Origin of the sequence: Streptomyces sp. NPDC005955, assembly GCF_042871255.1 — a bacterium.
Lineage (GTDB): Bacteria > Actinomycetota > Actinomycetes > Streptomycetales > Streptomycetaceae > Streptomyces.
On record NZ_JBIAIF010000005.1, the window covers coordinates 387,733 to 412,643 of the forward strand.

General features: G+C 72.4%; 20 protein-coding genes and 1 pseudogene. 7 read left to right on the forward strand and 14 right to left on the reverse strand.

Annotated features, from left to right (window positions below):
- Window positions 1-141: 141 nt before the first annotated feature.
- From ACFYOU_RS15980 to ACFYOU_RS16000, 5 genes are all read right to left on the reverse strand, one after another.
- Window positions 142-1,698 carry an RNA polymerase sigma factor gene (locus ACFYOU_RS15980; RefSeq protein ID WP_391306203.1) on the reverse strand — a complete coding sequence of 519 codons (1,557 nt, stop codon included), beginning with the start codon at window positions 1,696-1,698 and terminating at the stop codon, window positions 142-144.
- A gap of 738 nt (window positions 1,699-2,436) precedes the next feature.
- Window positions 2,437-3,321: a FadR/GntR family transcriptional regulator gene (locus ACFYOU_RS15985; RefSeq protein ID WP_389767972.1), complete on the reverse strand. Its 885-nt coding sequence runs from the start codon at window positions 3,319-3,321 to the stop codon at window positions 2,437-2,439.
- Between the two features lie 162 nt (window positions 3,322-3,483).
- Window positions 3,484-5,457, reverse strand: coding sequence for an ATP-binding cassette domain-containing protein (locus ACFYOU_RS15990; protein WP_391306206.1), 1,974 nt, complete (start codon window positions 5,455-5,457; stop codon window positions 3,484-3,486).
- Between the two features lie 194 nt (window positions 5,458-5,651).
- Window positions 5,652-6,413 (reverse strand): NUDIX domain-containing protein, encoded by a 762-nt coding sequence (locus tag ACFYOU_RS15995; protein WP_389767968.1) that lies wholly within the window; start codon window positions 6,411-6,413, stop codon window positions 5,652-5,654.
- Window positions 6,414-6,574: 161 nt separating this feature from the next.
- The gene (locus tag ACFYOU_RS16000; protein ID WP_391306208.1) at window positions 6,575-8,224 is read right to left on the reverse strand and encodes a DUF4192 family protein; all 1,650 of its coding nucleotides are present in this window, start codon (window positions 8,222-8,224) and stop codon (window positions 6,575-6,577) included.
- Window positions 8,225-8,357: 133 nt separating this feature from the next.
- On the opposite strand from ACFYOU_RS16000, the gene ACFYOU_RS16005 reads away from it, so the two are divergent.
- Together ACFYOU_RS16005 and ACFYOU_RS16010 are read left to right on the forward strand one after the other, a co-directional pair.
- Window positions 8,358-10,535, forward strand: a complete 2,178-nt coding sequence (locus ACFYOU_RS16005; RefSeq protein ID WP_391306210.1) for a DEAD/DEAH box helicase — start codon at window positions 8,358-8,360, stop codon at window positions 10,533-10,535.
- A gap of 317 nt (window positions 10,536-10,852) precedes the next feature.
- Window positions 10,853-11,497: a hypothetical protein gene (locus tag ACFYOU_RS16010; RefSeq protein WP_385488554.1), complete on the forward strand. Its 645-nt coding sequence runs from the start codon at window positions 10,853-10,855 to the stop codon at window positions 11,495-11,497.
- A 264-nt stretch (window positions 11,498-11,761) separates the two neighbouring features.
- Here ACFYOU_RS16010 and ACFYOU_RS16015 read toward each other — a convergent pair whose 3' ends face one another.
- The 3 genes from ACFYOU_RS16015 to ACFYOU_RS16025 form a co-directional block, all read right to left on the reverse strand.
- On the reverse strand, window positions 11,762-12,415 hold the full coding sequence (locus tag ACFYOU_RS16015) for a hypothetical protein (protein ID WP_391306213.1): 654 nt from the start codon (window positions 12,413-12,415) through the stop codon (window positions 11,762-11,764).
- A gap of 68 nt (window positions 12,416-12,483) precedes the next feature.
- On the reverse strand, window positions 12,484-13,185 hold the full coding sequence (locus ACFYOU_RS16020) for a ribonuclease HII (RefSeq protein WP_391306215.1): 702 nt from the start codon (window positions 13,183-13,185) through the stop codon (window positions 12,484-12,486).
- 105 nt (window positions 13,186-13,290) lie between these two features.
- Window positions 13,291-14,904 carry a DUF4153 domain-containing protein gene (locus ACFYOU_RS16025; RefSeq protein WP_391306216.1) on the reverse strand — a complete coding sequence of 538 codons (1,614 nt, stop codon included), beginning with the start codon at window positions 14,902-14,904 and terminating at the stop codon, window positions 13,291-13,293.
- 546 nt (window positions 14,905-15,450) lie between these two features.
- Between ACFYOU_RS16025 and ACFYOU_RS16030 the strand changes: the two genes are divergently transcribed.
- Window positions 15,451-15,780: a DciA family protein gene (locus ACFYOU_RS16030; protein WP_391306218.1), complete on the forward strand. Its 330-nt coding sequence runs from the start codon at window positions 15,451-15,453 to the stop codon at window positions 15,778-15,780.
- Window positions 15,781-16,156: 376 nt separating this feature from the next.
- Here ACFYOU_RS16030 and ACFYOU_RS16035 read toward each other — a convergent pair whose 3' ends face one another.
- Window positions 16,157-17,062: a LysR substrate-binding domain-containing protein gene (locus tag ACFYOU_RS16035; protein ID WP_391306220.1), complete on the reverse strand. Its 906-nt coding sequence runs from the start codon at window positions 17,060-17,062 to the stop codon at window positions 16,157-16,159.
- Between the two features lie 156 nt (window positions 17,063-17,218).
- Between ACFYOU_RS16035 and ACFYOU_RS16040 the strand changes: the two genes are divergently transcribed.
- The 4 genes from ACFYOU_RS16040 to ACFYOU_RS16055 all read left to right on the forward strand — a co-directional run bounded on the left by ACFYOU_RS16040 (window position 17,219) and on the right by ACFYOU_RS16055 (window position 19,860).
- Entirely contained in the window at window positions 17,219-17,764 is a 546-nt protein-coding gene (locus tag ACFYOU_RS16040; RefSeq protein ID WP_391306222.1) for a dihydrofolate reductase family protein, read from the forward strand.
- 161 nt (window positions 17,765-17,925) lie between these two features.
- Entirely contained in the window at window positions 17,926-19,176 is a 1,251-nt protein-coding gene (locus ACFYOU_RS16045; RefSeq protein ID WP_391306224.1) for a hypothetical protein, read from the forward strand.
- Window positions 19,177-19,307: 131 nt separating this feature from the next.
- Window positions 19,308-19,517 (forward strand): hypothetical protein, encoded by a 210-nt coding sequence (locus ACFYOU_RS16050; RefSeq protein ID WP_391306226.1) that lies wholly within the window; start codon window positions 19,308-19,310, stop codon window positions 19,515-19,517.
- 142 nt (window positions 19,518-19,659) lie between these two features.
- Complete coding sequence (locus tag ACFYOU_RS16055; RefSeq protein ID WP_391306228.1) at window positions 19,660-19,860, forward strand: hypothetical protein; 201 nt, start codon at window positions 19,660-19,662, stop codon at window positions 19,858-19,860.
- A 588-nt stretch (window positions 19,861-20,448) separates the two neighbouring features.
- On the opposite strand, the gene ACFYOU_RS16060 is transcribed toward ACFYOU_RS16055, so the two are convergent.
- The 5 genes and pseudogenes from ACFYOU_RS16060 to ACFYOU_RS16080 form a co-directional block, all read right to left on the reverse strand.
- Window positions 20,449-21,273, reverse strand: coding sequence for a DUF4184 family protein (locus ACFYOU_RS16060; protein ID WP_391306230.1), 825 nt, complete (start codon window positions 21,271-21,273; stop codon window positions 20,449-20,451).
- Window positions 21,274-22,198: 925 nt separating this feature from the next.
- Window positions 22,199-22,531 (reverse strand): annotated as a pseudogene (locus tag ACFYOU_RS16065) (IS5 family transposase); the annotation flags it as partial.
- A 53-nt stretch (window positions 22,532-22,584) separates the two neighbouring features.
- Entirely contained in the window at window positions 22,585-23,511 is a 927-nt protein-coding gene (locus ACFYOU_RS16070) for an ADP-ribosylglycohydrolase family protein (protein WP_391306232.1), read from the reverse strand.
- Window positions 23,512-23,523: 12 nt separating this feature from the next.
- Window positions 23,524-24,183 (reverse strand): histidine phosphatase family protein, encoded by a 660-nt coding sequence (locus ACFYOU_RS16075; RefSeq protein ID WP_391306234.1) that lies wholly within the window; start codon window positions 24,181-24,183, stop codon window positions 23,524-23,526.
- 117 nt (window positions 24,184-24,300) lie between these two features.
- Window positions 24,301-24,906 carry a YdbC family protein gene (locus ACFYOU_RS16080; protein ID WP_389767954.1) on the reverse strand — a complete coding sequence of 202 codons (606 nt, stop codon included), beginning with the start codon at window positions 24,904-24,906 and terminating at the stop codon, window positions 24,301-24,303.
- Window positions 24,907-24,911: the final 5 nt, after the last annotated feature.

Consider the following 24,911-nt stretch of genomic DNA (forward strand, 5'->3'; position numbering starts at 1 on the left):
CCACCCAGCGTCGACCAACCGGGTCCCCGCCGCACCCGCACACACGCCGGAGGGCCCGGTCCCCACCGGGAACCGGGCCCTCACTGGCGTAACGCCCACGGCCGCGCCCGCCGGGATCGGCAACGGGCGGTGCCGGGCAGATCAGTCCAGGTAGTCGCGGAGGACCTGCGAACGGGACGGGTGGCGCAGCTTGGACATCGTCTTCGACTCGATCTGCCGGATGCGCTCACGGGTGACCCCGTAGACCTTGCCGATCTCGTCGAGGGTCTTCGGCTGACCGTCGGTGAGGCCGAACCGCATGGAGACGACGCCCGCCTCGCGCTCGGAGAGCGTGTCGAGCACGGAGTGCAACTGCTCCTGGAGGAGCGTGAAGCTGACCGCGTCGGCCGGGACGACGGCCTCGGAGTCCTCGATCAGGTCACCGAACTCGCTGTCGCCGTCCTCGCCGAGCGGGGTGTGCAACGAGATCGGCTCACGGCCGTACTTCTGGACCTCGATGACCTTCTCGGGGGTCATGTCGAGTTCCTTGGCCAGCTCCTCCGGGGTGGGCTCGCGGCCCAGGTCCTGGAGCATCTGCCGCTGCACGCGGGCCAGCTTGTTGATGACCTCGACCATGTGCACCGGGATGCGGATGGTGCGGGCCTGGTCGGCCATCGCGCGGGTGATCGCCTGCCGGATCCACCAGGTGGCGTACGTGGAGAACTTGTAGCCCTTGGTGTAGTCGAACTTCTCGACCGCGCGGATCAGACCGAGGTTGCCCTCCTGGATCAGGTCGAGGAAGAGCATGCCGCGGCCGGTGTACCGCTTGGCCAGCGAGACGACGAGCCGGAGGTTCGCCTCCAGCAGGTGGTTCTTGGCCCGGCGGCCGTCCTCGGCGATGATCTCCAGCTCGCGCTTGAGCTTGGGCGCGAGCTTGTCCGCGTTGGCCAGCTTGTCCTCGGCGAACAGTCCGGCCTCGATGCGCTTGGCCAGCTCCACCTCCTGCTCGGCGTTGAGGAGGGGGACCTTGCCGATCTGCTTCAGGTAGTCCTTGACCGGGTCGGCGGTGGCGCCGGCCGCGGCGACCTGCTGCGCGGGCGCGTCGTCCTCGTCCTCGTCGGACAGGACGAAGCCCTGCGCACCTTCCTCGGCGGGCTCGTCGCCGGGCTTACCGGGCGTACCCGGGGTCTCCTCGGCCGACTCGTCGTCGAGGACCTCGTCGGCGCCCTTCTTGCTGGTCGCCTTCTTGGCCGTGGTCTTCTTCGCCGTGGTCTTCTTCGCCACGGCCTTCTTGGCGGTGGTCTTCTTCGCCGCCGCCTTCTTGGCGGGCGTCGTCGCGTCCTCGTCGGACGCGCCGGTGGACGCCGAACCGGCGGTCGGCGCTGCTGCGGCCTTCTTGGTGGTGACCGTCTTGGAGGCGACGGTCCTGGTCGCGGTCCGCTTGGCCGGACTCTTCGCTGCGACGCTGCTCTTTCGGGTGCGCTTGGGCTCCGCGGCACTGACCATCAGCGTCACACCCTCTTCCTCGAGGATCTGGTTGAGGCTGCGCAGTACGTTCTTCCACTGAGTGGCCGGAATCTGGTCAGCTTCGAAGGCCCGACGCACGTCATCGCCGGCGATCTGCCCCTCAGCCTTTCCCCGCTCGATGAGCGCCATGACAGAGACGGACTCGGCGATCTCCGGCGGGAGCGTACGGGATGTGCTGGCCGACACGAACAACCTCTCGGAACGTTGGAAAACGGCTTCCGACTCCGTCCACTGCGGACGGGAGCCGACGACCGCCGACTGGGGATGTGTCGACGGCGCGGGCGTGGCCTAGGAGATTCACAGCGCCGTCAACGGCTGCCGTATTCCCTCCTCGGCCTGTCACCTCTTAGGTCATCGCGCAGTGCCCGGGAGCGTTACGGTCAATCTACGTGGCCCGAGTCACACCCCGTAAGCGGACAAAAGATTCTAGACCCGATCAGAAGCGGTCAGGATTTGCGACTGTCTGCCCCAGGTCGATCCGACGTCGCCGTATTGCGTCGCGTTCTTGACCCGCCGGAACGGGGACCGCGGACTCCGTGAGGTGCTTGCTGCGGGCCCGCCCGCTCCCGGGGCGGGAGGGCTCGACGGCCCCGGCCCGGTCGGCCACGGCGACCCGAGTGACCGTGTCGACGGGATCGACCGCATCGACCGGATCGACCGCGCGGACGGCCGTCCCTGCCTCGCTCGCTCCTGCCGGGTCCACCGCGGGCGGATGCGTCACGCGTCGCGGGGGCGCCGGGCGGGCGCACCGGCGATGCGGTGGACTACGGCACGGGGGACGCTCGACGGGGAACCCGCGGACCGCTGGCCCGCACGGGGGTCACCGACCCGGCTCGGCGATCCGCGGGGGCACCCGCGGACCGCGCCGACGCACGTGCCGGCGGCCCGCCCCGCATCAGCGGGGCGCACCGGGCCGGACGGAAGGGCCTTTCAGTGTTCCCGGGGAGCCGGAACCACGCGCTCCACCTCGGGGTGGGAGGTCAGCAGCTGACGCATCGCGGCCTCGGCGGCCGCCCCGTCCCCCTGGGCGAGCGCGTCGACGATGCGGGCGTGGTGGACGAGGGCCCCCTCGTGCGGACGGTCACAACCGGTCACCGGGCCGCCGGAGACCTGGAGCGCGGCCGAAACGATTCCCGACAGGTGCTCCAGCATGCGGTTGCCCGCGGCCTGGATCAGCAGGGCGTGGAACTCGGCGTCCGCGCGGACGAAGGTGACGGCGTCGCCCTGGCCGAGCGCGTGCCCCATGATCTCGACCATGTCGGTGAGGCGCTGCTGCACGTCCTCCCGGCCGTGCCCGGCGGCGAGCCGGGCCGCCAGCGGTTCGATCGTCCACTTCAGGTCGTTCAGTTCGCGGCGCTGGTCGTCCCGCTGGGGGCCGAAGGCGCGCCACTCGATGATGTCGGGGTCGAGCAGGTTCCAGTCGCTGACCGGGCGCACCCGGGTCCCGACGTTGGGGCGGGCGCTGACCAGGCCCTTCGCTTCGAGTACGCGCAGGGACTCCCGGACGACGGTGCGGGAGACCTCGAACCGCTGACCGATCTCCTCGGGCACGAGCGGGCGGTCGGCGCCCAGGTCACCGGAAACGATCATCTGGCCGAGCTGCTGGACGAGTTGGCCGTGCAGACCTCGGCCACGGCTGCCCGCGGCCCGCCTGCCGACGCGGCCCAGCTCCTGGTCGGACGCGTCCCAGGCCGGTACGCCGCGGTCCGTCGCGGGGGCCTCCGGGTAGGTGTAGCGGTCGAGTCCGCCCGGTCCGGCGAGGCCGGAGTCTGCGGTGCGGGCGGTGGTCATCATGGTGTGCGCAAGGGTACTCACGGAACCTTTGTCGGCCTTGCCCTCAGGAGCCTTGAGGTCTTTGGTGAAAAGCACACGAAAGGGTGATCGCTCACCCCTTCGCAATTGACGCCTTATCGGAAAGAAGTGAACGCCACTCGGGAAGTTGTGTCCGCAGGTCGACCAATCGGTCAGTCTCGGTCTTCAACGCACCCTGCTACGGCTCACTGTGAGCAGATATGCGCACAGCAGTGCCGCGAGCGAGAGCGTCAGCGCGCTGCCGACCGGTTGGGTGATCATCCGCAGGCCCGCGACCAGGAACTTCTCCGCCCCGAACGGCCACATCGTGAACTCGTGGAGGCGTGCCGGGAGTCCGGCCGCCGTTCGAACTGATGGACCGGACAAGACCTTCTGTACGCCCGGCACCACGAGGACGGGAACGGCCAGCACGGCGGCGAGGCCCGCAGCCGTCGACTTGAAGGTTCCGGCCGCGAGCACCCCCGCCCAGGAGCAGCCGGTCACGAGCCCGATCCAGCTCGCGGCGAGCACCGGCCAGGACGACGGGAGCGCTCCGACCTCTCCCCCGTACACGAGGCCGAGCAGCAGGGCGTCGCACCCGACGGTGACGACGGCGAGGAGGAGCGCCGTGGCTGCCGCGACGGTGAGTTTGGCGCCGAGGAGTCCGAGCCGGCGGGGCACCGTGCCCCGGTCGGCGGCGAGCGCCGGATGTCGGAACTCGTCGCCGAAGGCAAGTGCGCCGAGCAGTCCGGCGCCCAAGGCCGCAGGGGGCAGCGGAAGTTGTTCGGGCCAGGCGGCGAGGAGCCGGGCCGGTGGTTCATGACCGGTCCGCGCCAGGAACACGGCGAGGACGGCGGAGACCACCAGCGCCGTCGCACAGGTGACGTACCCGGTGGCGATGCCGGTGGCGCGACGCAGTTCGTAGCGGACCGGGCGCAGCGGCGATCCCACGGGGCGCACGGTGATGGCGGGCGGGAGCGCGCGGGGCTCCGCCCCCGTGGACGGCGCGGCGGTACGGGGTGGGTGCGTGGCGTCGTCGAGCCCGGCGGTGCGTACGGCGGCGGGTGCGGCGAGCGGCCCCGTACCGCCGGGCGCCGCTTCTTCGGAGTCCATGGGACTGATGGGGCCAGTGGGGGTGGTGGGGGCGACTTGGGTGACGGGGGCGGCCGGGTCCGTCGGTGAGGCGGGGGCGCTGAGGCGAGCGGGGCTGCGGGGGGCTGGAGGGGGTTTCCGGTCGGGCGGGTCGCCCTCGGCGGCGACCCGGTCTCCGTCGCCGCCGGCTCGCGGCCCCGTGTCCCCGGTCTCGTCGGCGAGTTGGTGGACCAGGATGCCGTGTCGGTACGCGAGCTCGCCGATCTCCGCGCAGGTGCTCCCGTACACGGACAGCCGGTTGCCGGCCTCGTTCACGACCTCGACCGACTGTCGGGCGGCGCGCGCCTCCTGGGTGATGAACCGTGCGAGCCGGACGGCGTGCGGGCTGCGCACCGCGACCCTGGGCCGCAACCGGGTGCGGGCGAAGTCGACCGCTTCCTGATCGGCGATGACCCGCCCTGCTTCGAGGGTGACGACGCGGTCGGCGGTACGGGCGGCCTCCCTCGCGTCGTCGGTACTGAACAACACGGTGCCCCCGAGCCCGGCGTGGGACCGCAACAGATGGTGCAGCCAGCTCCGTTCAGGCGTCGCCAGGCCATCCGTGGGGGCGTCGAGCACGAGCGTGTGCGGATCGGCGAGCAGGGCGCAGGCGAGCGCGAGGCGGCGGTCCATGCCGTGCGAGAGGCAGCCGAGCCGGGTGTCGCCCACCCGGTCGAGGTCGGTGGCTTCCAAGACGTCGTCGGCCCGACCGCCGGGCACTCCCGCCGCGGCGCACAGCATGCGCAGATGCCCCCGGACCGTGCGGGCGGGGTGACCCGGCACCTCACCGAGAACGACGCCCACCTCACGCGCGGGGTGGGGGATGCGGTGCAGTGGTCGTCCTCGGAAGTGGGCGGTCCCGCGGCCCGGCTGGAGTTCGAGCATCAGCCGGAGGACCGTCGACTTCCCCGCTCCCCGCGGCCCGAGCAGGGCCGTGATCCGTCCGGTGGGCGCGTCGAAGGAGACGTCGGCGACGGTCGGCAAGGTCTCCTTGCGGGACGTGCTGGTCAGTCCGATGGCCTGGATCATCGCTTCTCTCGCGGGCGGTGCGACCGCTCGGCGGCCGGAGTTCCGCCCACCGGGGCGGGGGACGGGCGACGCCATGGGGTACCCGAGCAAGATAGCGCGACAAACTAGACTTTTCGGTCATTGGTGGGCATGGGTGTTGCCCAGAGGAGAAAGGGGCGCCCGTCCCCGTCACCCGCCGTTGGACGTGCCGTGCGTCAGACCTCCGGCCGCAGCATGGGTGGGTTGAGGAGCGTGGCGCCGCCCGCACGGAACAGTTGCGCCGGCCGTCCGCCCTGGCGGGTGGTGGTTCCACCGGTCGGGACGAGGAACCCGGGCGTTCCGGTCACCTTGCGGTGGAAGTTGCGCGGATCCAGCGTGACCCCCCACACCGCCTCGTAGACCCTGCGCAGTTCACCGACCGTGAACTCCGGCGGACAGAAGGCCGTGGCGAGCGACGAGTACTCGATCTTCGACCTGGCGCGTTCCACCCCGTCGGCGAGGATGCGCCCGTGGTCGAACGCGAGCGGCGCCGGCTGTTCGCCCTCGCGGTCGGGCCCGCCCCGTTCCAGCAGTTCCTCCACCGGTGCCCATCGGGCGTTGCTGGCGTCACCGCCCGCCCGGGGCGCGGGGAGGTCGGGCGCCAGCGCCAGGTGCGCGACGCTGACGACGCGCATGCGGGGGTCGCGCCCCGGGTCGCCGTAGGTGGCCAACTGTTCGAGGTGCGCGCCGTGGGGTTGGGCCGGGGCGGCCGGGTCGTGGACGGACAACCCGGTCTCCTCCACCAGTTCACGGGCCGCCGCCACCGACAGGTCCTCGTCCTCCCGCACGAAGCCGCCGGGAAGCGCCCAGCGCCCCTGGAACGGCGCCTCACCGCGCCTGACCGCCAGTGCGCACAGCGCATGGCGCCGGACGGTCAGCACCACCAGGTCGACGGTGACGGCGAAGGGCGGGAAGGCTGACGGGTCGTAGGGCGGCATGCCGCGATCATAGTCGTCTCCCTGACGATAAACAGTCCATTCCTTCCTCCTCGCAGATCTTCGTTCGGGCGCCGCCACCGCACTCCCCCCTCTCCCGGCTCTCCCGGCTCTCCCGGCTCTCCCGGACCGACGTTCGGGGCCATGAGGGCGACCCGCCCTCGTCAGTGTTCGGTGGGGCGGCCCGGTCCGGGGCGGGTCACCGGGCGCGGGGAGGCGACGGGACGGGGCCGGGCGGCGGGGCGCGGGCGGGGCCCCGGGCGGGTCGGCGGACCGCTCGGCAGCGGACCGCGGGAACCTCCGGCCGCCCGCTGCCGGGCCTTGCCGCGGCGGAGCGCGGCGGCGGTCCGCGCGGACCTCGGGACGGGGGCGGCCCGATCAGGCTGCGGGCCGGGGCGCGCGTCCGCCGCGCGGGCCCGGGCGGCCTCCCGCTCCTGTCCGCCCTGCCGGATGCACTCCCGCATGGTCTCGATGCTCAGACCGTCGTTGCACGCCCGGTGCAGCAGCCTGGCGAACAGGTAGTCGGGGTCGGCGGCCAGGGCCATCGCCAGGGCCTCGCGCGCCTCCAGGCCGTCCCCGGTGGACCAGGCGACCCAGCCGGCGAGGGAGAGGGGAGCCGCCGCGTGGTCCGCGTACGGGCCCACACAACGGCGGGCCAGCGTGCGCCAGAGCCTGAGCGCCGCTTCCCCGTCCGACCCCTCCATCCACTCCGCGGCAGCGTCGCGGGTGTCCCGGTCCTGGAGGCCGAGGATGAGGGCCGCCGCCTCGTCGTGGGAGAACAGCGCGTCGTCCGCCCCGTCCGCCGCCGTCGGGTCGGGGTCGCACGGCGCTGGCCCGAGCCTGGTCAGCGCGGTGCGGGCGAGGGTGAGCGTCGCGGCGGACGCGTCGCGGCGCTCCGTCAGGTCACTCCCGTCGGGGATCAGCCGTGCGCGGGCCGCGTCGAGGGCGGATTCCTGTTCGCGTGCCGCGGGGCCCTCCCAGGGGGTGAGTCGGGCGCGCAGTTCCCGCAGCGGGCCGCGCACCCGGATGCCCGCATAGGCGGCCGCCGCGGCGAGCACCGACGAACCCGGCAAGCCCATGGCGGTGCCCTCCGCGGGGCAGCAGCGCTCGTCGGGGCAGCAGTAGGACCAGTAGCGCCCGGCGGACAGGCACAGCGCCTCGACCACGGGCACCCCGAAGCCGCCGCAGGCGCGGCGCAGGTACTGCGCCAGGGGGCGGAGCCCTTCCATGACGGCGGGGCCCGTCCCGTCGCCCCGGGGCTCGCGGCAGACGAAGACGACCACCCCATCGGGCAGGGAGCCGCGTCGCGCCGACCCGATCACCAGGCACCGGGCCAGTTCGTCCGCCACCGCCCGCCAGTCCGCGGTGCGTTTCGGGATGCCGAGGCGCACCCGGCCGGCGAACCTGCTGTACCCCTCCTGCCGGTGCAGGGCCAGCAGGACGACGCAGTCCTCGGGGCGGTAGCCGAGGATGTACGGGAGCGCGTCCGCCATCTCCGCCGCGGACCGGAGCTTGACGGGTGCGTCGAAGTCCGGGCAGTCGATCAGCCGGGCCGGCCGGTCGGGGGCTGGGGTGGCGCCCGTGTGGGCGGAACCGTGCGCGGGGTGACCGTCCGCTGCCGCCGGGCGCTCGTCCGGCACGCGGTCGCCTGGCACGCGCTCGTCGGGCACGCGGTGGTCCGGCACGCGGTCGCCCGCCTGGTGACTGTCCGGCTCGCGGCCGGCCGGCTCGCGGTCGTTCGCCCCCTGGCCGTCCGGGCCGTGACGGTCCGGGCCGTGGTCGGCGGGGTCCATGGCGTCGTGGTGATTCGTCATGGAGTGACCATGCCCCGGAATGCAATCTTCCGGTTGTTCCTGTGGATAACCCGGATCAGGGACACGACAGGAGTTGTCCACAGGTCAGCGGGGCCGGTCGCGCGATGTCGGACCCATCGGGTTGCATGGGGGCATGAGCAACGACGAACTCCGCACGGCCGCCGACGCCGTCCTCGCCCGGCTGGTCGGCGACCCGGCCGCACGCCTCCGGGAGGACCAGTGGCGGGCGATCAGAGCACTGGTCGCACAACGGCGCCGGGCCCTGGTGGTGCAGCGCACCGGCTGGGGCAAGTCCGCGGTGTACTTCGTCGCGACCGCGCTGCTGCGGGAGAACGGCGGCGGTCCCACCGTGATCGTCTCGCCCCTCCTCGCCCTCATGCGCAACCAGGTGGACGCCGCCGCCCGGGCCGGCATCCACGCGCGCACGATCAACTCGGCCAACCCCGAGGAGTGGGCGACCGTCCAGCAGGAGATCGGCGCCGGTTCCGTGGACGTCCTCCTGGTCAGCCCCGAGCGCCTCAACAACCCCGACTTCCGGGACAACGTGCTGCCCGAGCTGGCCGCCGCCACGGGACTGTTGGTGGTCGACGAGGCGCACTGCATCTCGGACTGGGGGCACGACTTCCGACCCGACTACCGACGGCTGCGCACCATGCTGGCGGACCTCCCGCCCGGCGTCCCGGTGCTGGCCACGACCGCGACGGCGAACGCGCGCGTGACGGCGGACGTCGCGGAGCAACTCGGCACGGGAGCCGCGGCGGCGGGCGCGGACGACGCGGGGAGCGCCCTGGTCCTCCGCGGCCCCCTCGACCGGTCCAGCCTCAGCCTGGGCGTCCTCGCCCTTCCCGACGCCGCGCACCGCCTCGCGTGGCTGGCCGAGCACCTGGACGCCCTGCCGGGCTCGGGCATCGTCTACACCCTCACGGTGGCCGCAGCGGAGGAGGTCACCGCCTATCTGCGCCAACGGGGGCACACGGTGGCCTCGTACACCGGCAAGACGGAGAACGCCGAGCGGCAGCAGGCGGAGGAGGACCTGCTGGCGAACCGGGTCAAGGCCCTGGTCGCCACCTCGGCCCTCGGCATGGGGTTCGACAAGCCCGATCTGGGCTTCGTCGTGCACCTCGGCTCCCCCGCCTCGCCGATCGCCTACTACCAGCAGGTGGGCCGGGCCGGCCGCGGGGTGGAGCACGCGGAGGTCCTGCTGCTGCCGGGCAAGGAGGACGAGGCGATCTGGCAGTACTTCGCCTCGCTGGCGTTCCCGCCGGAGGAGCACGTGCGCAGGACCCTGGAGGTGCTCGCCGGGGCGGACCGGCCCCTGTCGCTGCCCGCCCTGGAGCCCCTGGTGGAGCTGCGGCGCAACCGGCTGGAGACCATGCTGAAGGTGCTGGACGTCGACGGGGCCGTGAAGCGGGTCAAGGGTGGCTGGGTGTCCACGGGCGAGCCCTGGGCGTACGACACCGAGCGCTACGCCTGGGTGAACCGGCAGCGGTCGGCCGAGCAGGAGGCCATGCGGGAGTACGTGCGGACCACCGGTTGCCGCATGGAGTTCCTGCGCCGCCAGCTCGACGACGAGGAGGCCGCCCCCTGCGGCCGGTGCGACAACTGCGCCGGAGCGCGGTTCGACACCGAGGTCTCCGGCGCCGCGCTGGACCGGGCCCGGGGCGAGTTGGAGCGCCCCGGCGTGGAGGTGGAGCCGCGCCGCATGTGGCCGACCGGCCTGACGGCCGTGGGCATCTCGCTCAAGGGCCGCATTCCCGCCGGCGAACAGGCGGCCACGGGGCGCGCCCTGGGGCGGTTGTCGGACATCGGATGGGGCAACCGCCTCCGGCCGATGCTCGCCCCCCACGCCCCCGACGGACCGGTTCCGGACGATGTGGCACGGGCCGTGGTGGACGTGCTCGCCGACTGGGCCAGGGGACCGGGCGGCTGGGCGTCCGGCGCCCCCGACGCGATGGCCCGACCGGTCGGTGTGGTGACGATGGCCTCGCTGAACAGGCCCCGGTTGATCCAGTCCCTGGGCGCCCGGATCTCGGAGGTGGGCAGGCTCCCCCTCCTGGGCGGCATCGAGTACGCGCCGGGACACGAACCGGCACGCACCCCCCGGAGCAACAGCGCCCAGCGGCTGAAGGTCCTCGACGGCGCGCTGCACCTCCCCACGGACCTGTCGTTGGCGGTCAAGGCCGCCGGCGGCCCCGTCCTGTTGGTGGACGACCAGACCGACACCGGGTGGACCCTCGCGGTCGCCGCGCGGCTGCTGCGGCGGGCGGGAGCGGCCGAGGTGCTGCCGTTGGTGCTCGCCCTGCCCGGATGAGTCGTACGTCCGGCGCGTGCGGGCGTGCCGGGCGGGCTCACCCGACCTGTGGCTGACCGTCGGGTGACCGCACGGCCGGATCGTGGGAAAACGGCGGGCGCACAGGGCGTTCCGAGATCTTCGGGCGAGGGATATAAGAGACGAATGCCAAGGAATGGGTCGACGGTCCCAATTGCTCGTTGCCGCAAGCCAATACGACGGGAAGAATTGGCATTGCTCCCCTGCGGCTCGCCCGTCTCCCGAGAGGGCTGTGCCGTGGTGCGCTCCCCCACGTCCGTTTCCGCCCCGTATGTGGGCGCGTAGCCGAAGGGAGGGCCGTGACCTTCGGATTCGCTCCGTCCAAGGCGGCATCGATGATGTCTGCGTCCCCGACGCGTGAGAACCTGCCGACCGATGCCGCCAACCAACTGGCCCGGATGCTGGAACCCGCTGAATGGGCAGCGGCCGGGATTCCGCTGCTGCGCAACCCACGCGAGGTGGTCAGCGGACTGCACGCCCGCCACCGGCCGACACCGGCCACCGCGGTCGTCGCCGTCCTCGACCCCGACGAACGCCTTCGAGCCAGTGCCTCGTTCACCCGCCGTGCCGCCTCGGCCGACGGATGGGTGTTCCGCAACGCCCTGCTCGCCCAGCTCCGCCGGGTGATTCCGCACGACCTCCGCAGACGCACCCCGGTGCGCACCGCGGTCCTGCTCTACTGCCGGGACGGGGACGCGCGCTGGACCCAGGAGGACGGGGCCTGGATGTGGGGGCTCCGTGACGCGTGCACCCTGCACGGGCTTCGCTGCGGGGCCTACATCACCTTGACCCGCGACGGCTGGCAGGTACTCGGTGAGGGACGGGGCGGTCGCCGCCCGAGCTCCCTCTCGTCCTCCCAGGACTTCGCGGCGGACCTCACTCCCCTCCAGCCCCGGGCCGGGGGAGCCGCATCGGAACTACTGCGCCGCGCGGCAGCACGCTGAGCCGCACGGCACCGGCCCGATCCTCCGGCCTCCCGAAGCCCGCCCGCACGGGCGTCCGCTCACGGAGGCCGGGCACCACCGGGTCCGCACCACCGCTCCCACCACCGCGAACACCGCCGAACACCGTCGAACACGGCCGGCCCCGCCCGCGCCGTCAGGTCCGGGCGGCGGGCCGTGGCGCGCGAGGGACTGACGACGCAGCGGTGGCGGTGTCCCGGACCGGGTCCGAGCCACCGCCACCGATACCGTCAGCGTCCGGAGCCGTCAGACTCCGGCGCCCAGGGCCGCATTGATGACCTGCGGATCACCGCACACGATCAGGAGCGTGCCCGCCTTGGTCAGGGCGAGCGGCAGTCCCGCGGAGACATCCCCACCGTTGACGGCGGCGACCACGACCGGACGAACGGTCGCCCGTTCCAGGGCGGCGGCGTCGGCGTAGAAGACGTCGTCCGCGGCATCGTGCTGCGCCCAGTAGGCGGCCTCGCCGAACGACAGTTCGTGGGCGGCCCAGGGGTGCTGGTCCCCGGTGGTGACCACGAGGATCTCCCCGGGGGGCCTACCGGAGTCGAGCAGGAGGTCGACCGCTTCCTCCGCCGCGTCCAGCGCCCCCTCGGCCGAGGCCGGGATCAGCTGGAGCTGCGGTGAGGCGGCAGCCGGGGACACGGGGGTCGACTGCACCGCGGTTGCGGCAGTCGCGGCCGGAGCGGACGGCTCCGGCTTGGCGGCCGACGACTCGCGCGGCGTGCGCTGCGCGGGCGGGGTGGGCCGCAGCGGGCCCGGTCCGCCGGGGCGCGGTGGCGCCGCGGGACGCGGACCGGGTACGGGGCGAGGGGTCGGCGCGGGGTGGCCACTGGCCGGGGTGACGCGCGGACCCTGGGCACTCTCGTGAATCTGAGGCTCCTCGGGAATGAGAGGCATGAGCTGGTATCTATCAAACGCCGGCGCGAACGGGCCCGGCGGGTGGCACATCAGTGCGAATGAGAACGTCAGAAGTCGAAACCCAGCTGGCCCTCGATCTCCGGAACGCTTTCGTCCGCCCAACTGCGGGCCTTCTTGAGATGTCGCCACTGGGGCAGCGCATCAAGATACGCCCACGTCAGCCGGTGGTACGGGGTGGGGCCCCGTTCCGCCAGTGCGGCCCGGTGCACCGGCGAGGGATAGCCGGCATTGGCCGCGAAGTCGAAGTCTGCATGTTCGGACCCCAGTTCGGCCATCATTTTGTCGCGGCGGACCTTCGCGATCACGGATGCGGCGGCCACCACGACGCAGGACCGGTCCCCCTTGATCACGGTGCGCACCCGCCACGGGGTGCCGAGGTAGTCGTGCTTCCCGTCGAGGATGACCGCGTCGGGACGCACCGGAAGGGCCTCCAGCGCGCGCACGGCGGCCAGCCGGAGCGCGGCCGTCATGCCCAGGGCGTCGATCTCCTCGTGCGAGGCGTGCCCCAGTGCGTGGGCCGTCACCCAACTCTCCAACTCCGCGGCCAGAGCGGTACGTCGCTTGGGCGTGAGGAGCTTGGAGTCCGTGAGCCCCTCGGGGGGCCGTCGCAGTCCGGTGACCGTGGCGCAGACGGTGACCGGGCCCGCCCAGGCACCACGTCCCACTTCGTCGACGCCCGCGATGATCTTCGCCCCGGTGGTGGCGCGCAACGAGCGCTCAACGGTGTGGGTAGGTGCTTCGTATGGCATGGCACCTGCAAGCCTACGCCGACCGGTTCGCCGACCGACACCCGGTCCCGGTCAAGGGCACGGTTCTTCGCGCCATTCCCGGACGGACACCCCCGTACGCCCCGGTCAGGGGTAGCCGCTCTCCCGCCCGGCCTGCTGGCACTGGGTCCATGTCGCCCGCACCGGACGGTCGTTGAGGATCGCGCGGGCCCTCGCCTCGCCGAGGCTGGTGGCGTACCAGGGCTCGTCCGCGTGGCGGCGCAGTTCCTCGTCGATCGACCGGAGCGCACAGGACCGCAGCGGCTCGGGGAGGGCGTCCAGGGCGGGCACCGCGTCGGCGGAGAGGGCCCGTACGTAGTCGAGGTCGAGCTGCCCGGTGCCCTCGTGGCGTTGCACGCTCCGCTCGGCGATCAACGCGTCGGGGGACACCGCCCCGAACAGCAGCACTCCCGCTGCGGCGCTGGCGGCCACGGCCCGCGGCAGCCAGCGGGCGCCCCACACCCCGGCGGCCATGATCAGCACGATCACGAGGCCCAGCCACGCTTCCACCGCGACGACCGAGATCCTCAGCCGCGTCCACCCGTAGGCGTCGACGTACATGTCCATGCGCCGCACGGCCGAGGCGACGACGACCAGCGTGAGGACACCGAGCGTGCCGAGCACCCCGCGCACCAGCGCCCCGTCCTTCGGCCCGCCGCGCGGGGCCCAGCGCACCGCGGCGACGATCACCACGAGCACCAGGAGCGTCGCGAGCAGCAACTGCCAGAACCCCTGTCGGGCGTACTCGGCGTAACTGAGGTCCGTCTTCTCCAGGACCGTGTCGTAGCCGCCGAAGAGGACCGTCAGTTGCACGGCGATGAACAGGGCGAACAGCCCGTTGAGCACCAGCAGCGGCAACGCCCACTCGACGCGCCCCCGGGCGCGCCCCGGCGCGAAGGAGACCCTGTCCCAGCGCACGGGGGAACCCGCCGCGTACGCGACGCCCAGGGCACCCAGGAGGCCCAGGGCCAACAGCAGCAGGCGCAGCGGGCCGTCGGCTCCGGACACCTCCGGGACCAGGTCGTCCAGCAGATCGGCGAAGGCGGCGTCGGCCGCGGCGAACAGCGCCCCGAACACCAGGAGCAGGGCCGCCGTCACGCCGAGGGCGCGCAGTACGGGCCCCACCCGGCTGGACGGGGCCTTGGAGCGTTCCCGCAACCCGCGCCAGCCCCAGCTCAGCCCGCGGGGCACGGCCTCGATCAGACCGAACGGGCTGAACGCGATCCCCGCCCAGGTACGGGAGCCGTGGAGGGCGAGGGCGCCGAGCCAGAACGCCGCGGCGACGGCGAGGAAGGAGGGCCAGGAGGCGTCGCGCAGTGCCGGGACCGCGAGCAGCACGAGGCCGCCGGCGCCCCAGAGCAGGGTCCGGGGGCGCGGCCGTCGACCGGCTCCGACCGCGGCGTGGTACGCGGCGAGGCTTGCCGGCAGTGCCACCAGCAGGAGGTTGAGGCCGATGCCGTCGCCCAGCAGCACCATGCTGAGGACTCCGGTGGCGAGCACGGACCAGAGGGTCGCCGACCCGATCGACCGGGGGGCGCGGCTGCGCAGGGCGCTCCACGGGTCGGCGGGCGGCGCGGCACCCGGCCGCCGGGACGGATGCGCGGGGTCGGCCGGCGCAGCGGTGGACCGGGCCAGCGCGCGGGCGGGCGGGGCGCCCGGCGGTGTCGACGGCTCGGGCTGCGCGGTCGGTTTCTCGGACATGTTCCCCCAGACCGCGGCCGGCACGCGGGCGGGGCGCCGCGGCGCACGGGCGGCGGTGGCTCGTACGGAACGCGCGCCTTCGTGGTCGGGTGGCGGCGTGGCCGCAAGCGTAGGGCTGGGCGCCCGGCGGGAGGGGGTGCGGGCGGCTGCTGTGGCATGACCGTGACAGTTCGCTGCGCTCGCCGGTCCGTGCGTACACCTGGCGGTGCGCTGGTCGGCTCGGGTGCGCTGGGGATTCGCACAGTTCCCCGCGCCCATTATCGGGACGTTCAGCTGGGGGTTTGCGTAGTTTCCCGCGCGCCTGGTGGTCCTCATCAACCCTGGAGGGTTCATCGGCGTCGAACGCGGCCCGCTGGCCCTCGGCGAGCCTACGAGGACAGTCCCGGATGCACTCCCGAGCAGGCACCCGTGAGGCTGACCTGTGGGCGCGGATCCGGGAACTGTCGATCCAGGTGTCCATGCATTCCTACCGGGCCACGCTGGAGCGCGGCCCGCAAGAACGGCACCGGCCCGAAGGCGAAGAAGAGGCCGCGCACCGGCGCGACGGTGCGGCGCGAAGGGCGCGAGCCGATGGGCCTCGGGGCGGCGATCGGCGTGCTGGTCACCGAACGGGCCTGGGCGCTCCCGGCTGCCGGCGCTTCGCTGCGGGAGCGGTGGGCGACCATCGCACCCGACCTCGCCGGGCACGTCGTGGCTGTCGGGTTCGACGCGGACTCCGGCCGGCTCACCGTGTGCCCGGAGTCGTCAGCGTGGGCGACGACGGCCCCCTGGAACAGACCCGGATCATCACGCCCGCCACCGGACGGATACCGCCGCGCGATCGAGGCGCACCGCCAGGCCGCGACGCCGTCCCGCATCGGCCCTGCGCTCGTATAGCTACGACGAAGTGGCGAGTAGCTCTCTGTAACCAGTTCCGGCGTGCACGTGGCGAACGAAACCGACTGCCACCGACCCGGCGCGCCCGGCGGGGCTGTGCTCATGCTCGTGAGCGTTCTCCGGTCGGGACCTGCCGGCACCGGTGAACCATGAGCCGGCGCCGGCACGGACCCGCGAGGCCAGATCAGCGATCGTCTTTGGCATGCCCCGGCCCTGTCGTTTCTCAACCAATCGCATTCGCCCTGTTCAGAGACGACCCGGCGGACACGATTCGTTGAGAAAGGTAGAGCCGACACTCGCGTACGTGCCTGGTGTTCCGGGGTGTCGAGGCCGAATCTCGGGGTTGCCGTCGGCCCGGAGCCCGCCGACGGAGCTGTCAGCGGATGGGCGTGGCGAGCTCGTGGACGATGTCGAGGTAGGTCGAGGCGACCGGGTTCAGGCTGGTGCGGGGCCACAGGAAGCCGTAGTTGATCGGTGGGGCGTCGTGCAGCGGGACGAAGGCCAGGCCCGGGCGGGAGTGGAAGTCCTGGGCGCGCATTGCCACCGTGCTGACGCCGACGCCCATGCTGACGTGGACCAGGACCTCGGGCCAGAAGCGGGTGGCCGGCCCCTGCGGGATCGGCCGGCCGGACGGGGTTCTTCGGGGGAAGTAGTAGTCCATCCAGTATTCGGGGATGTGTTCGGAGGCGATCGTGACCAGCGTCGTGTCGGCGAGGTCTTCCATCGAGACGGAGTCCTTGCCTGCGAAGGGGTGGCCCGCGGGCACCAGCAGTCCGCGCGGCTCGGCGAACATCAGCGGACCCTGCACGATGTCGGGCTCGTCGATGGGGAACTCGCTGAGCTGCAGGTCCACTTCGCCGGCCCGCATGCGGCCGAGCGGGTCGAGGAGCTGGATCTCCTGGATCTCCACCACGCTGTCCGGATGGCGCACGCGGAACAGGTCGGCGGCCTTGACGAGCAGGTTGCCGCACCACGCCCCGGAGAAGCCGACGCGTACCACACCCTTGATGCGCACGCCGCGGGTCGTGGTGACCGCCTGTGCGAGCCCGGCGGCGATCTGGTCGTACGCGGGGCGCAGGTCGTCGCGCAGCTGCTCACCAAGCGCGGTCAGCGTCACCCTGCGGCTGTTGCGTTCGAACAGCGGTCCGCCGACGCGGCGTTCGAGCTTGCGGATGGTCTGGCTGATCCGGCCGGTCGTGACGTGCAGGCGTTCCGCGGTGCGCCCGAAGTGCAGCTCCTCGGCGAGTGTGAGAAACGCTTCGAGCTCCAGCCGTTCCAGCATGCCCACCCCTTGATCGTTTAATCGTGCTCAACCTAGCGTGGCTCGGTCGTGTCTTGTTGGGCCGCGCGCTGATCTTGCACGCTGAAGGGGTCGCGTCCGAAGGGCCCCCGAGGCCTCGGAGCGGACTCCCCAATGCTGCGAAACGGAGACTTCCGCATGAGTAAGGTCGTTGCGGTCATGTACATCACGATGGACGGCGTGGTCGAGGACCCCGCCTGGACCGGCCCGTTCTGGAACGACGAGCACGCCAAGTACCAAAACGGACAACTGCGCGCGAGCCGCGCCCTGCTGCTGGGGCGCGCGACGTACGAGATCTTCGCGAAGACGTGGCCCCCGCGCGACGAGTCGGACGAGTTCACCGCGCGGATGAACCACATCCCCAAGTACGTCGCCACCACCACGCTGCAGACGGCGACCTGGAACGCGGCGATCCTCGACGGCGACGTCGTCGAACAGGTCGCCAAGCTCAAGGCCGAGCCGGGCGGCGACCTCCTGGTCTACGGCAGCGCCACGCTCGTCAACACGCTGATCGAGCACGACATGGTCGACGAACTCAAGTTGTTCCTCTACCCGGTGACCGTCGGCACCGGCAAGCGCCTGTTCGTGGACGGCCTCGCCCCGAAGACCTGGACGCTCGCGGGCACCCAGTCCTTCAGCTCGGGCGCGATCGTCCTCGACTACCGCCCGGCCAAAGCGGCCTGACCCGTTGCCCCGCGGCGGGCACGGTGTTCGATAGTCTTCGGCGCGGAGTCGCGGCCGGCGGTGGCCGGCCCCGATAGGCCGTAACTCCCCACTGCGGGGCCGTACTCCGCCGCAGTCTTCGCGCCGGGCCAGCGGTGCGGATGCCGTGCCGGGAGGGGCCGATGGACGATCCGGAGCGCTGCGTCGAGGCGTTGTTCGACGCGGAGGCCGAGACCCCGGCCGACGTCGCCCGGCTGTGGACGCCCGCACTGCACCGCTCAGTGATGGAGCGGCTGCGGGCCGCACCGGGGCCTGGCACCCGCGTTGTGCACGAGTACGTCTCCGCCGTCCACCGGACGCCCGGGACGTACCGGTCCGGGCGGCGGCGGGAACTGCGCAACGACCGCGCGGTCCTGGAGGCCGTCGACCACTGGGTCCTGCGCGGTCCGGACGGTGCGGACGCTGAGCAGGCCGCCAGCATCCTCGAACACGGGATCGCCTCCGCCGTACGCCGCTACGAGCGGGAACGGGCGAGCACCTGGTACGCCCTGTGGCGCGGCCACCGCCGGGGGCGGCCGCGCCGCCGGCACCGCGGGTTCCACACCTTCATGGAGGGTGGCGTGGACGACTGCCCGGACTGCGTCCGCGACATGGATCGGCTCGCCGACGGCGGTTTCGAGCGGGAGGCCGCCGAGGCGGTCGCCGCGGGCCGTCCGGCCGCCGAGTGGACGGAGCAGGCGGTTCGGCTGGTCGCCTGGGTCACCGCGCAACGCCACCCGCACTTCCGGTTGTTCACCCGGCGCGACACCGGCCACGTCTGGTACCTCGACCTGTTCGGCACCGGCGTGCTGGTCTTCGACGGTCGGTCCGTCAGCCCCGCGCCGATGCCCTTCACCCTCGAACCCGCCGACGACCGCGCGTTCGTCGCCGGTGCGACCCGCTGCGAGCAGCGGACGGTGGCCTTCTCCGGGAAGCACAGCTACCGGGCGGCGCTGCGGTACGGACGCCAGGTACTGCTGGTGGCGGGTACTCACCACGCGTCCCGGGGCGGGGCGGAGATGGACTACTCGCTCTGGCTCTCGCCGGGGACGGCCGAGGCGGCGGCCGGGCTGATCGAGGACTTCACCGCTTCGCTGCCACGGTCCTACCGGCGTGTCCCGGCCTGGTCGGACGCGAAGCGCGGTTCCCTCATGCGCAGGTACACCGGTGAGCCCGCGCTCGGGGTCTGGGGCCGCCGCTGGGCAGCGGGGATCCAGGGCGCCCGCCCCGAGCGCGAGTTCGCCGACGAGCCGGCGGCGATCGCCGCCCTGGAGGCGCAGGAACTGGACTGGATCAGAGCCGGCAAGGTGCTCACCAACCTCTACCTGCGCATGCCCGCACCGGCACGCGTCACCGGGGCACCCGGCCCGCCGGGCGGCGGAAGCACGACGTGATCGGCCACCGGGCCGCACACCGTACCGCGTACCCGGCCGTACACCTTCGTGGACGGTCGCCACCGGGCGGTGACCGGTCGGCGATGTAAAGCAAAACACCATGATCACGCCACAAACCCGCAGGTCACTAGGTGTCCGTCGTCCCCGCCAGCGCGGGGGTAGCTCGCACGGCCACGCTAGGGGACCCGACCGGCGCGGAGGCCGTCGCGGCGGCGTCGAAGGCCGCCGACACCGCCCGGGAGCGCGCTGCCGGGTACCTGCTCGCGACGCGACTGCAACAGCTGCCCGAGCGCGCCGCCAGCCGGCTGGGCGGAGAGGCCACCGGGGCGGTGATCACCTGACCACCGAGTCGAAGCTGAGCGGCGTCGACCTCGCCCGCCAAGCCCAGATCTCGGCCCGGGAAGCCGGAAGAAGAACGGCTCCACCACCGTCGTACGGCGCGACGGGCGCGAGCCGCTTGGGCTGAGCGCGGCGATCACCGTAATGACGACCGAGCGCGGCATGGTCGCCCCGGCCGCCGGCGGCAACGTCCTCGCCGACTTCGACTCCATCCTCACCGCGTCCGTGCCCGAGCTCGCCGGGTGCGTGCAGGCCGTGGCGTTCGACGCGGACACCGGCCGCCTGGACCTGGCCCCGATGCCCCGGCCGTCGGCACGAAGCTCCGCTGGAGCGCACCGAGGCTGATCGCCGCCGTCAACGAGCGGGTGCCGAACGCGAACGTCCGCGCCCTGCACATCCTGGCGCCCGCACCCTGAAGGCCAGTCCGGCAGGGTGACCGCCGTCCCGGCCCCGCAGCCATCCATACCCGCCGCGCCGATCGAGCGACGGACGCCGCCGGCCGGCTAGCGCCGCGCGTTCGCCGCTACCGCTGGCTCATGAACGCCCGCCGCAACGTCCGAGACTACGAGCGTCTGCACCAGCGCTCCGAAGCCCACCTGAACTGGACCTTCATCACCTCATGACCAAGCGGCTGGCGATGAGGAAGCCAGCCCCTGCTGGTCGAAGAAGACCGGGGACAGCACCTGAGCCCCGCGACATCTCTGCCCCGAACACCGCCCGGACCGCTTACTGGTCCGTCGTCGTCGGTGTGACAGGCGGGCAGCGGCATGGGCACAGCCGGCGCTTGATCAGGCCCAGATGTACTCCTCGACGATCGCGCCGTCGCGTCACTTCGCAACCGTGACGATGCGGCCACCTCCCTCGAACTCCCCGGTGACACGTCCACTCACCCGCCCGAGGACGATTCCCGCGCCACGCGAGACTCGGGCATCCTCAGGCACCGGGTGAGCCAGAGACGTTCCGGTGGCGGGACAGGAACACCTGCCGGCCGATCGCGTAGAGCACCAGCGCCACCGCGAGCACCAGCCCCCCGCCGGACGCGATCTCCCGCAGCGCGTGTTCCAACGAAGCGGTGGCGTACGGCTCCGTCAGACCCCACACAGCCCCGCCGACGGCGGCCACGGCCAGCACGGCCAGGACCACACCGCGCGCTCGGGCGCTCAGAACAGCGGACCCGGTCAGCGGCGCGGGCGGTGTCGCGCGCCAGCGGCGCAGCAGCCACACGCCGATGATCAGCAGGCCTGCCACGGTACTGAGGTGCTGGAGCAGCCGGAGCACATCCAGCCCGCCGACGACCTCGGTGCTCATGAAGGCCACGTTCTTGTGGAAGAACATCTGGTAGTGGGTGAAGGAGTCCCACACGATGTGGGTGACGATCCCGATCAGCGCGGAGAGCACCGTCCACAAGGCCAACCGCAGGGCACCCGCCGCGCCGCGTCCGTGCGGACGGGGTTCACCGGCCTCACGGATACCGGCACGCGCGGCCAGCGGCGGCACCAGCGCGAGGACGGGCCGCCTCAGCAGCAGATAGAGGCCCGTCAGACCGAGGGCGTATCCCAGGTCGACACCGACGGCTCCGGCGGCGGAATGCGTATGCGTCTGATTGAAGAGCGGCTCCCACCAGACCGCCTCGGTCGCCTGGATCCTCACGAAGACGGGTACGTCGGGCGCCATCGAACCGGCTATCAGAGCCGGCACCACGAACGGATGCCGTATGAGCGGCAGGATCGCTGCCGGGTGGGACAGGGTGAAAGGCATCGCGGAACGGCTCATTTCGGTCTGACGGACATCTTGCGACTGCGGCTGCGGTGTACCCGGCCCGGTCCCGACGGCCCCCGCTCGACGCAGGACCGCCGCCACGGGGTCCGGGCGCCGCACGGGATCTCCGCGCGGGCGTCCCGCCGAGCGGAAGGATCCCATCCCCTAGATGATCTATTCCAAGGGGTACGTGATCGTAGGCGGTGAGTGAGGTGGCGGAGGCGGGACGCAGGTGTCCGCGTGCACCGCCGCCACCGGGCCGACGCCTCCCACACCGCAGCCCTGCGCCAGGCCCGAGCGGAACGCGCGGCACGCCGAAACGGCAGCTGCGATTCCCGACCCGGCTCCGCTCCAGGTGCCCCGCGTGAACGGTGCGCGCCGAGCCGCCCGCGGCCTGACAGCAGGCCGCGGGCCCGACCGAAGAACCCCGGGGATCTGGCTGCGCTCGCCGCCCACCAGGAGCACCGCGGCCCCCGCGACTGCGGCGGAACCGGAAACCGGAAGAGGCGGCCAGCCCGTACCGAACAGCCAGGACCGCACCCCCATGATCAGCGTCGCCGCCAGGCCGCGGTGACCGAGTCCGCCTAGCCCGTGCCGGGCGAGCCGGGGTACCTCGCAGGGTAAAGGTGATCAGGGCTGGCGTCTCAGAACGCCGGAAACGGGAAGCGCGGAAGAACTGGTACCGCTACCGCTAAGCTCCCAGGCACCAGAGGAACAGACCTCGAAGAGGGCCATCTACCTGCGGTGTTGCACTACCGACGGACCGCTGCAGAATCCACATCAAGCCCCCTACCCACGAGGGCCGTGAACAGCGGCTCTACCCTCGGGTCCTCATCAACCCTGGAGGGTTCGCAACGCGCTCCGCACGCGACGACGGCGAACTACCGCGTCAGCCCCGCCAGCGCGGGGGCGCTCGCCGAAGCGGGGCGCCGGCGGCATGCTGATGCGCGCGCACGATGGTGGAGTCGACCGAGATGTCCCAGTCGGTCTCACCCGCCGCGTCAGCCTCGGCCTGGACCTGCTGGAGCAGCCGTTCCCAAGTGCCGTCGCCCGACCACAACCAGCGCCGTTCATCAACAGTCCTCCACGGCCCGAACCGTTCTGGCAGGTCACGCCACTGCACGCCGATCCGCACCCGGTGCAGAATCCCGTCGATCACCTACCGGTGATCCCGCCACCTGCCACGACGCCCGTTGCCGACCGGCAAGAACGGCCGCAGCCGTTCCCACTCGGCATCACTCGGGTCACCCCGCCCCATGCCCACATCAACGACCCGAACACCGAGTAGTCACATGATCGACCGGACAAGTCCTAGTTGGTGGGGTGGGGGTGCGTGCTGGTTGCGGCGAGCCAGTCGGGGAGTCGTTCGGTCCGTTCCTGCCAGGCTTCGGGCGGCGCTCCGGCCGCGGAGGCCGCCACGATGCCGCCGACGATCGCGCAGGTGGTGTCGACGTCCCCGCCGACCTGCGCGGTCTCCCAGAAGGCGCGGGGGAAGTCGCCCAGCCCGCGGGCCGCCGCCCAGAGCGCGAAGGGGACGGTGTCATGGGCGCTGGTCCGCCGCCCGCAGCCCAGGACCGCGGCGACCGTGCCCGCGTCCGAGTAGTCCAGCATGTCCCGCGCCCGCCGCAGCCCCGCTTCCACGGCGCTGCGCGGCACCAGGGAGATGACCCCGTCGAGCAGGGCAGCGGCGCTCGGCGGTCCGGACGGGGCGGCCGCGAGGGCCGCCGCGGCGGCCACCGCCATCGCTCCGACCACCGCTTCCCGGTGCTGGTGGGTGGGGTAGGCGGAGATCTCGGCCTGGTGGGTGGCCTGCTCGGGGTCGTCGGCGTACCAGGCGCCGAGGGGCGCGATGCGCATCGCGGCCCCGTTGCCCCAGGAGCCCTGGCCGTTGAACAGGGCGGCGGCGAGTTCACGCCAGTCCTCGCCCTCACGGACCAGTCTGAGCAGACGGTTCACGGCGGGGCCGTAGCCGCGGTCGAAGTCGTGGTGCACGGCGAAGGAGGCGGCCAGCGCGTCCTGGTCGATCCGTCCGTGCTCGGCCAGCACGGCGACGACGGAGCAGGCCATTTCGGTGTCGTCGGTCCACTGCCACGCGCCCGCGGGCAGCTCGCCGCGGCCGAGGAGGGGGTAGTGGGCGGGGACGAAGAACTGGGAGCCGAGGGCGTCCCCCACGGACAGGCCGCGCAGACTCGCGAGGGCCCGCCCCAGACGGGGGTCGGAGGAGGTGGGAACGGTCATGTCGTCGTCACCCTATCCGGTGGTCCCGTACGGTTCCGGTTCGCACCAGCTGTCGAAGGGGCGGTCCAGGTGGTACTTGCCGTCGGCGCCGAGTTCCAGGACCCGCACTTCGCCATTGCCCGGGTTGGACAACGACTCGAACTCGGCCACGCTCCAGTGGAACCAGCGCATGCAGAACAGGCGCATCGTCAGCCCGTGGGTGACCAGGAGGACGTTCGCCGGGTGGTCGGACTCCTCGAAGCTGCGGAACAGGCTCTCCAGGAAGGCCCCCACCCGGTCGTACACGTCCGCCCCGGACTCGCCCTGGGCGAAGCGGTAGAAGAAGTGCCCGTAGGCGTCGCGGTACGCCTTCTGGAGACGTACGTCCTCCCGCTCCTGCCAATTGCCCCAGTCCTGTTCGCGCAGTCGGGGCTCCTCCCGGATCCGGACGAGTTGCGGGTCGAGCATGAAGGCCCGCAGCGTCTGGTGCGTGCGCCGGTACGGGGACACGTACACGCTGACGCGTTCCTGACCGAAGAGTTCGCGCAGGTGCTTGCCGGTCTCCTCGGCCTGCTGCCAGCCGTTCTCGGTCAGCGGGAGTGCGTGGTCGGGCTCCCGTTCGTACACGGTGTCATCGGCGTTGCCCTTCGACTCCCCGTGCCGGACCAGGACGATGCGGCGTGGTCGTACCATACGGAAACCCTAGGTCGAGATCGGTGTTCGAGCGGTGGTCCGGTCACCCTACGGCGGGTCGCCGCCCCGCCGCGGCGCCGGTGCCCGCGGCGCCCGGCCGGTCAGACACCCGGACGGTCAGACGGTCCAGGGCTTCTCCATGTCGACGATGTCCCCCGACAGCGAGGCGATGTCGGCCTCGGTCTGGGCGCGCAGGGAGAGGCGTTCTACGCGTTCCGCCCGGTACTTGCCGTGTTCGGCGTCCGACTGCCACATGGACAGGATCAGGAACTCGCTGCCCGGCCCCTCGCCGAACAGCCCGCGCACCATGCCGGGCGAGCCGGCCATCGCGGGGTTCCACACCTTCTCCTGCATCAGGGCGAAGTGTTCCGCGCGCTCCTCGTGCACCCGGCAGTGGGCGACCCGCAGCAGGTCGCTGTCGGTGAAGCGGGGCTCGAAACCGGTCTTCACGTCGAAGCGGTAGTCGAACAGCTTCACCTGGGCGTGGGTGAACGTCCCGGACTGGGTGGCCGCCAACCGGTCGTGGGAACGCGCCATGAACGAGTCGTAGAACGCCCGACTCTCCCAGAACGCGAACACATGGGCGACACCGGGCCGGGTACGGCTCCAGCCGCCGCCCTGTGCCCGGAACCCCGGCTCGCCGAGGAGCCCCGCCCACTTCCGCTGCCCTCGTTCGAAACCTCGGCGGTCGACGACGGTGCAGCGAATCCACTTGACCAGCACCGCGC

Bases quoted from the DNA above. Each gene is read 5' to 3' on its own strand.
- ACFYOU_RS15990 (WP_391306206.1), bottom strand. From the start codon at position 5,457: ATGATCCAGGCCATCGGACTGACCAGCACGTCCCGCAAGGAGACCTTG.
- ACFYOU_RS15995 (WP_389767968.1), bottom strand. From the start codon at position 6,413: ATGCCGCCCTACGACCCGTCAGCCTTCCCGCCCTTCGCCGTCACCGTC.
- ACFYOU_RS16000 (WP_391306208.1), bottom strand. From the start codon at position 8,224: ATGACGAATCACCACGACGCCATGGACCCCGCCGACCACGGCCCGGAC.
- ACFYOU_RS16005 (WP_391306210.1), top strand. From the start codon at position 8,358: ATGAGCAACGACGAACTCCGCACGGCCGCCGACGCCGTCCTCGCCCGG.
- ACFYOU_RS16015 (WP_391306213.1), bottom strand. From the start codon at position 12,415: ATGCCTCTCATTCCCGAGGAGCCTCAGATTCACGAGAGTGCCCAGGGT.
- ACFYOU_RS16020 (WP_391306215.1), bottom strand. From the start codon at position 13,185: ATGCCATACGAAGCACCTACCCACACCGTTGAGCGCTCGTTGCGCGCC.
- ACFYOU_RS16025 (WP_391306216.1), bottom strand. From the start codon at position 14,904: ATGTCCGAGAAACCGACCGCGCAGCCCGAGCCGTCGACACCGCCGGGC.
- ACFYOU_RS16035 (WP_391306220.1), bottom strand. From the start codon at position 17,062: ATGCTGGAACGGCTGGAGCTCGAAGCGTTTCTCACACTCGCCGAGGAG.
- ACFYOU_RS16040 (WP_391306222.1), top strand. From the start codon at position 17,219: ATGAGTAAGGTCGTTGCGGTCATGTACATCACGATGGACGGCGTGGTC.
- ACFYOU_RS16045 (WP_391306224.1), top strand. From the start codon at position 17,926: ATGGACGATCCGGAGCGCTGCGTCGAGGCGTTGTTCGACGCGGAGGCC.
- ACFYOU_RS16055 (WP_391306228.1), top strand. From the start codon at position 19,660: ATGACGACCGAGCGCGGCATGGTCGCCCCGGCCGCCGGCGGCAACGTC.
- ACFYOU_RS16060 (WP_391306230.1), bottom strand. From the start codon at position 21,273: ATGCCTTTCACCCTGTCCCACCCGGCAGCGATCCTGCCGCTCATACGG.
- ACFYOU_RS16070 (WP_391306232.1), bottom strand. From the start codon at position 23,511: ATGACCGTTCCCACCTCCTCCGACCCCCGTCTGGGGCGGGCCCTCGCG.
- ACFYOU_RS16075 (WP_391306234.1), bottom strand. From the start codon at position 24,183: ATGGTACGACCACGCCGCATCGTCCTGGTCCGGCACGGGGAGTCGAAG.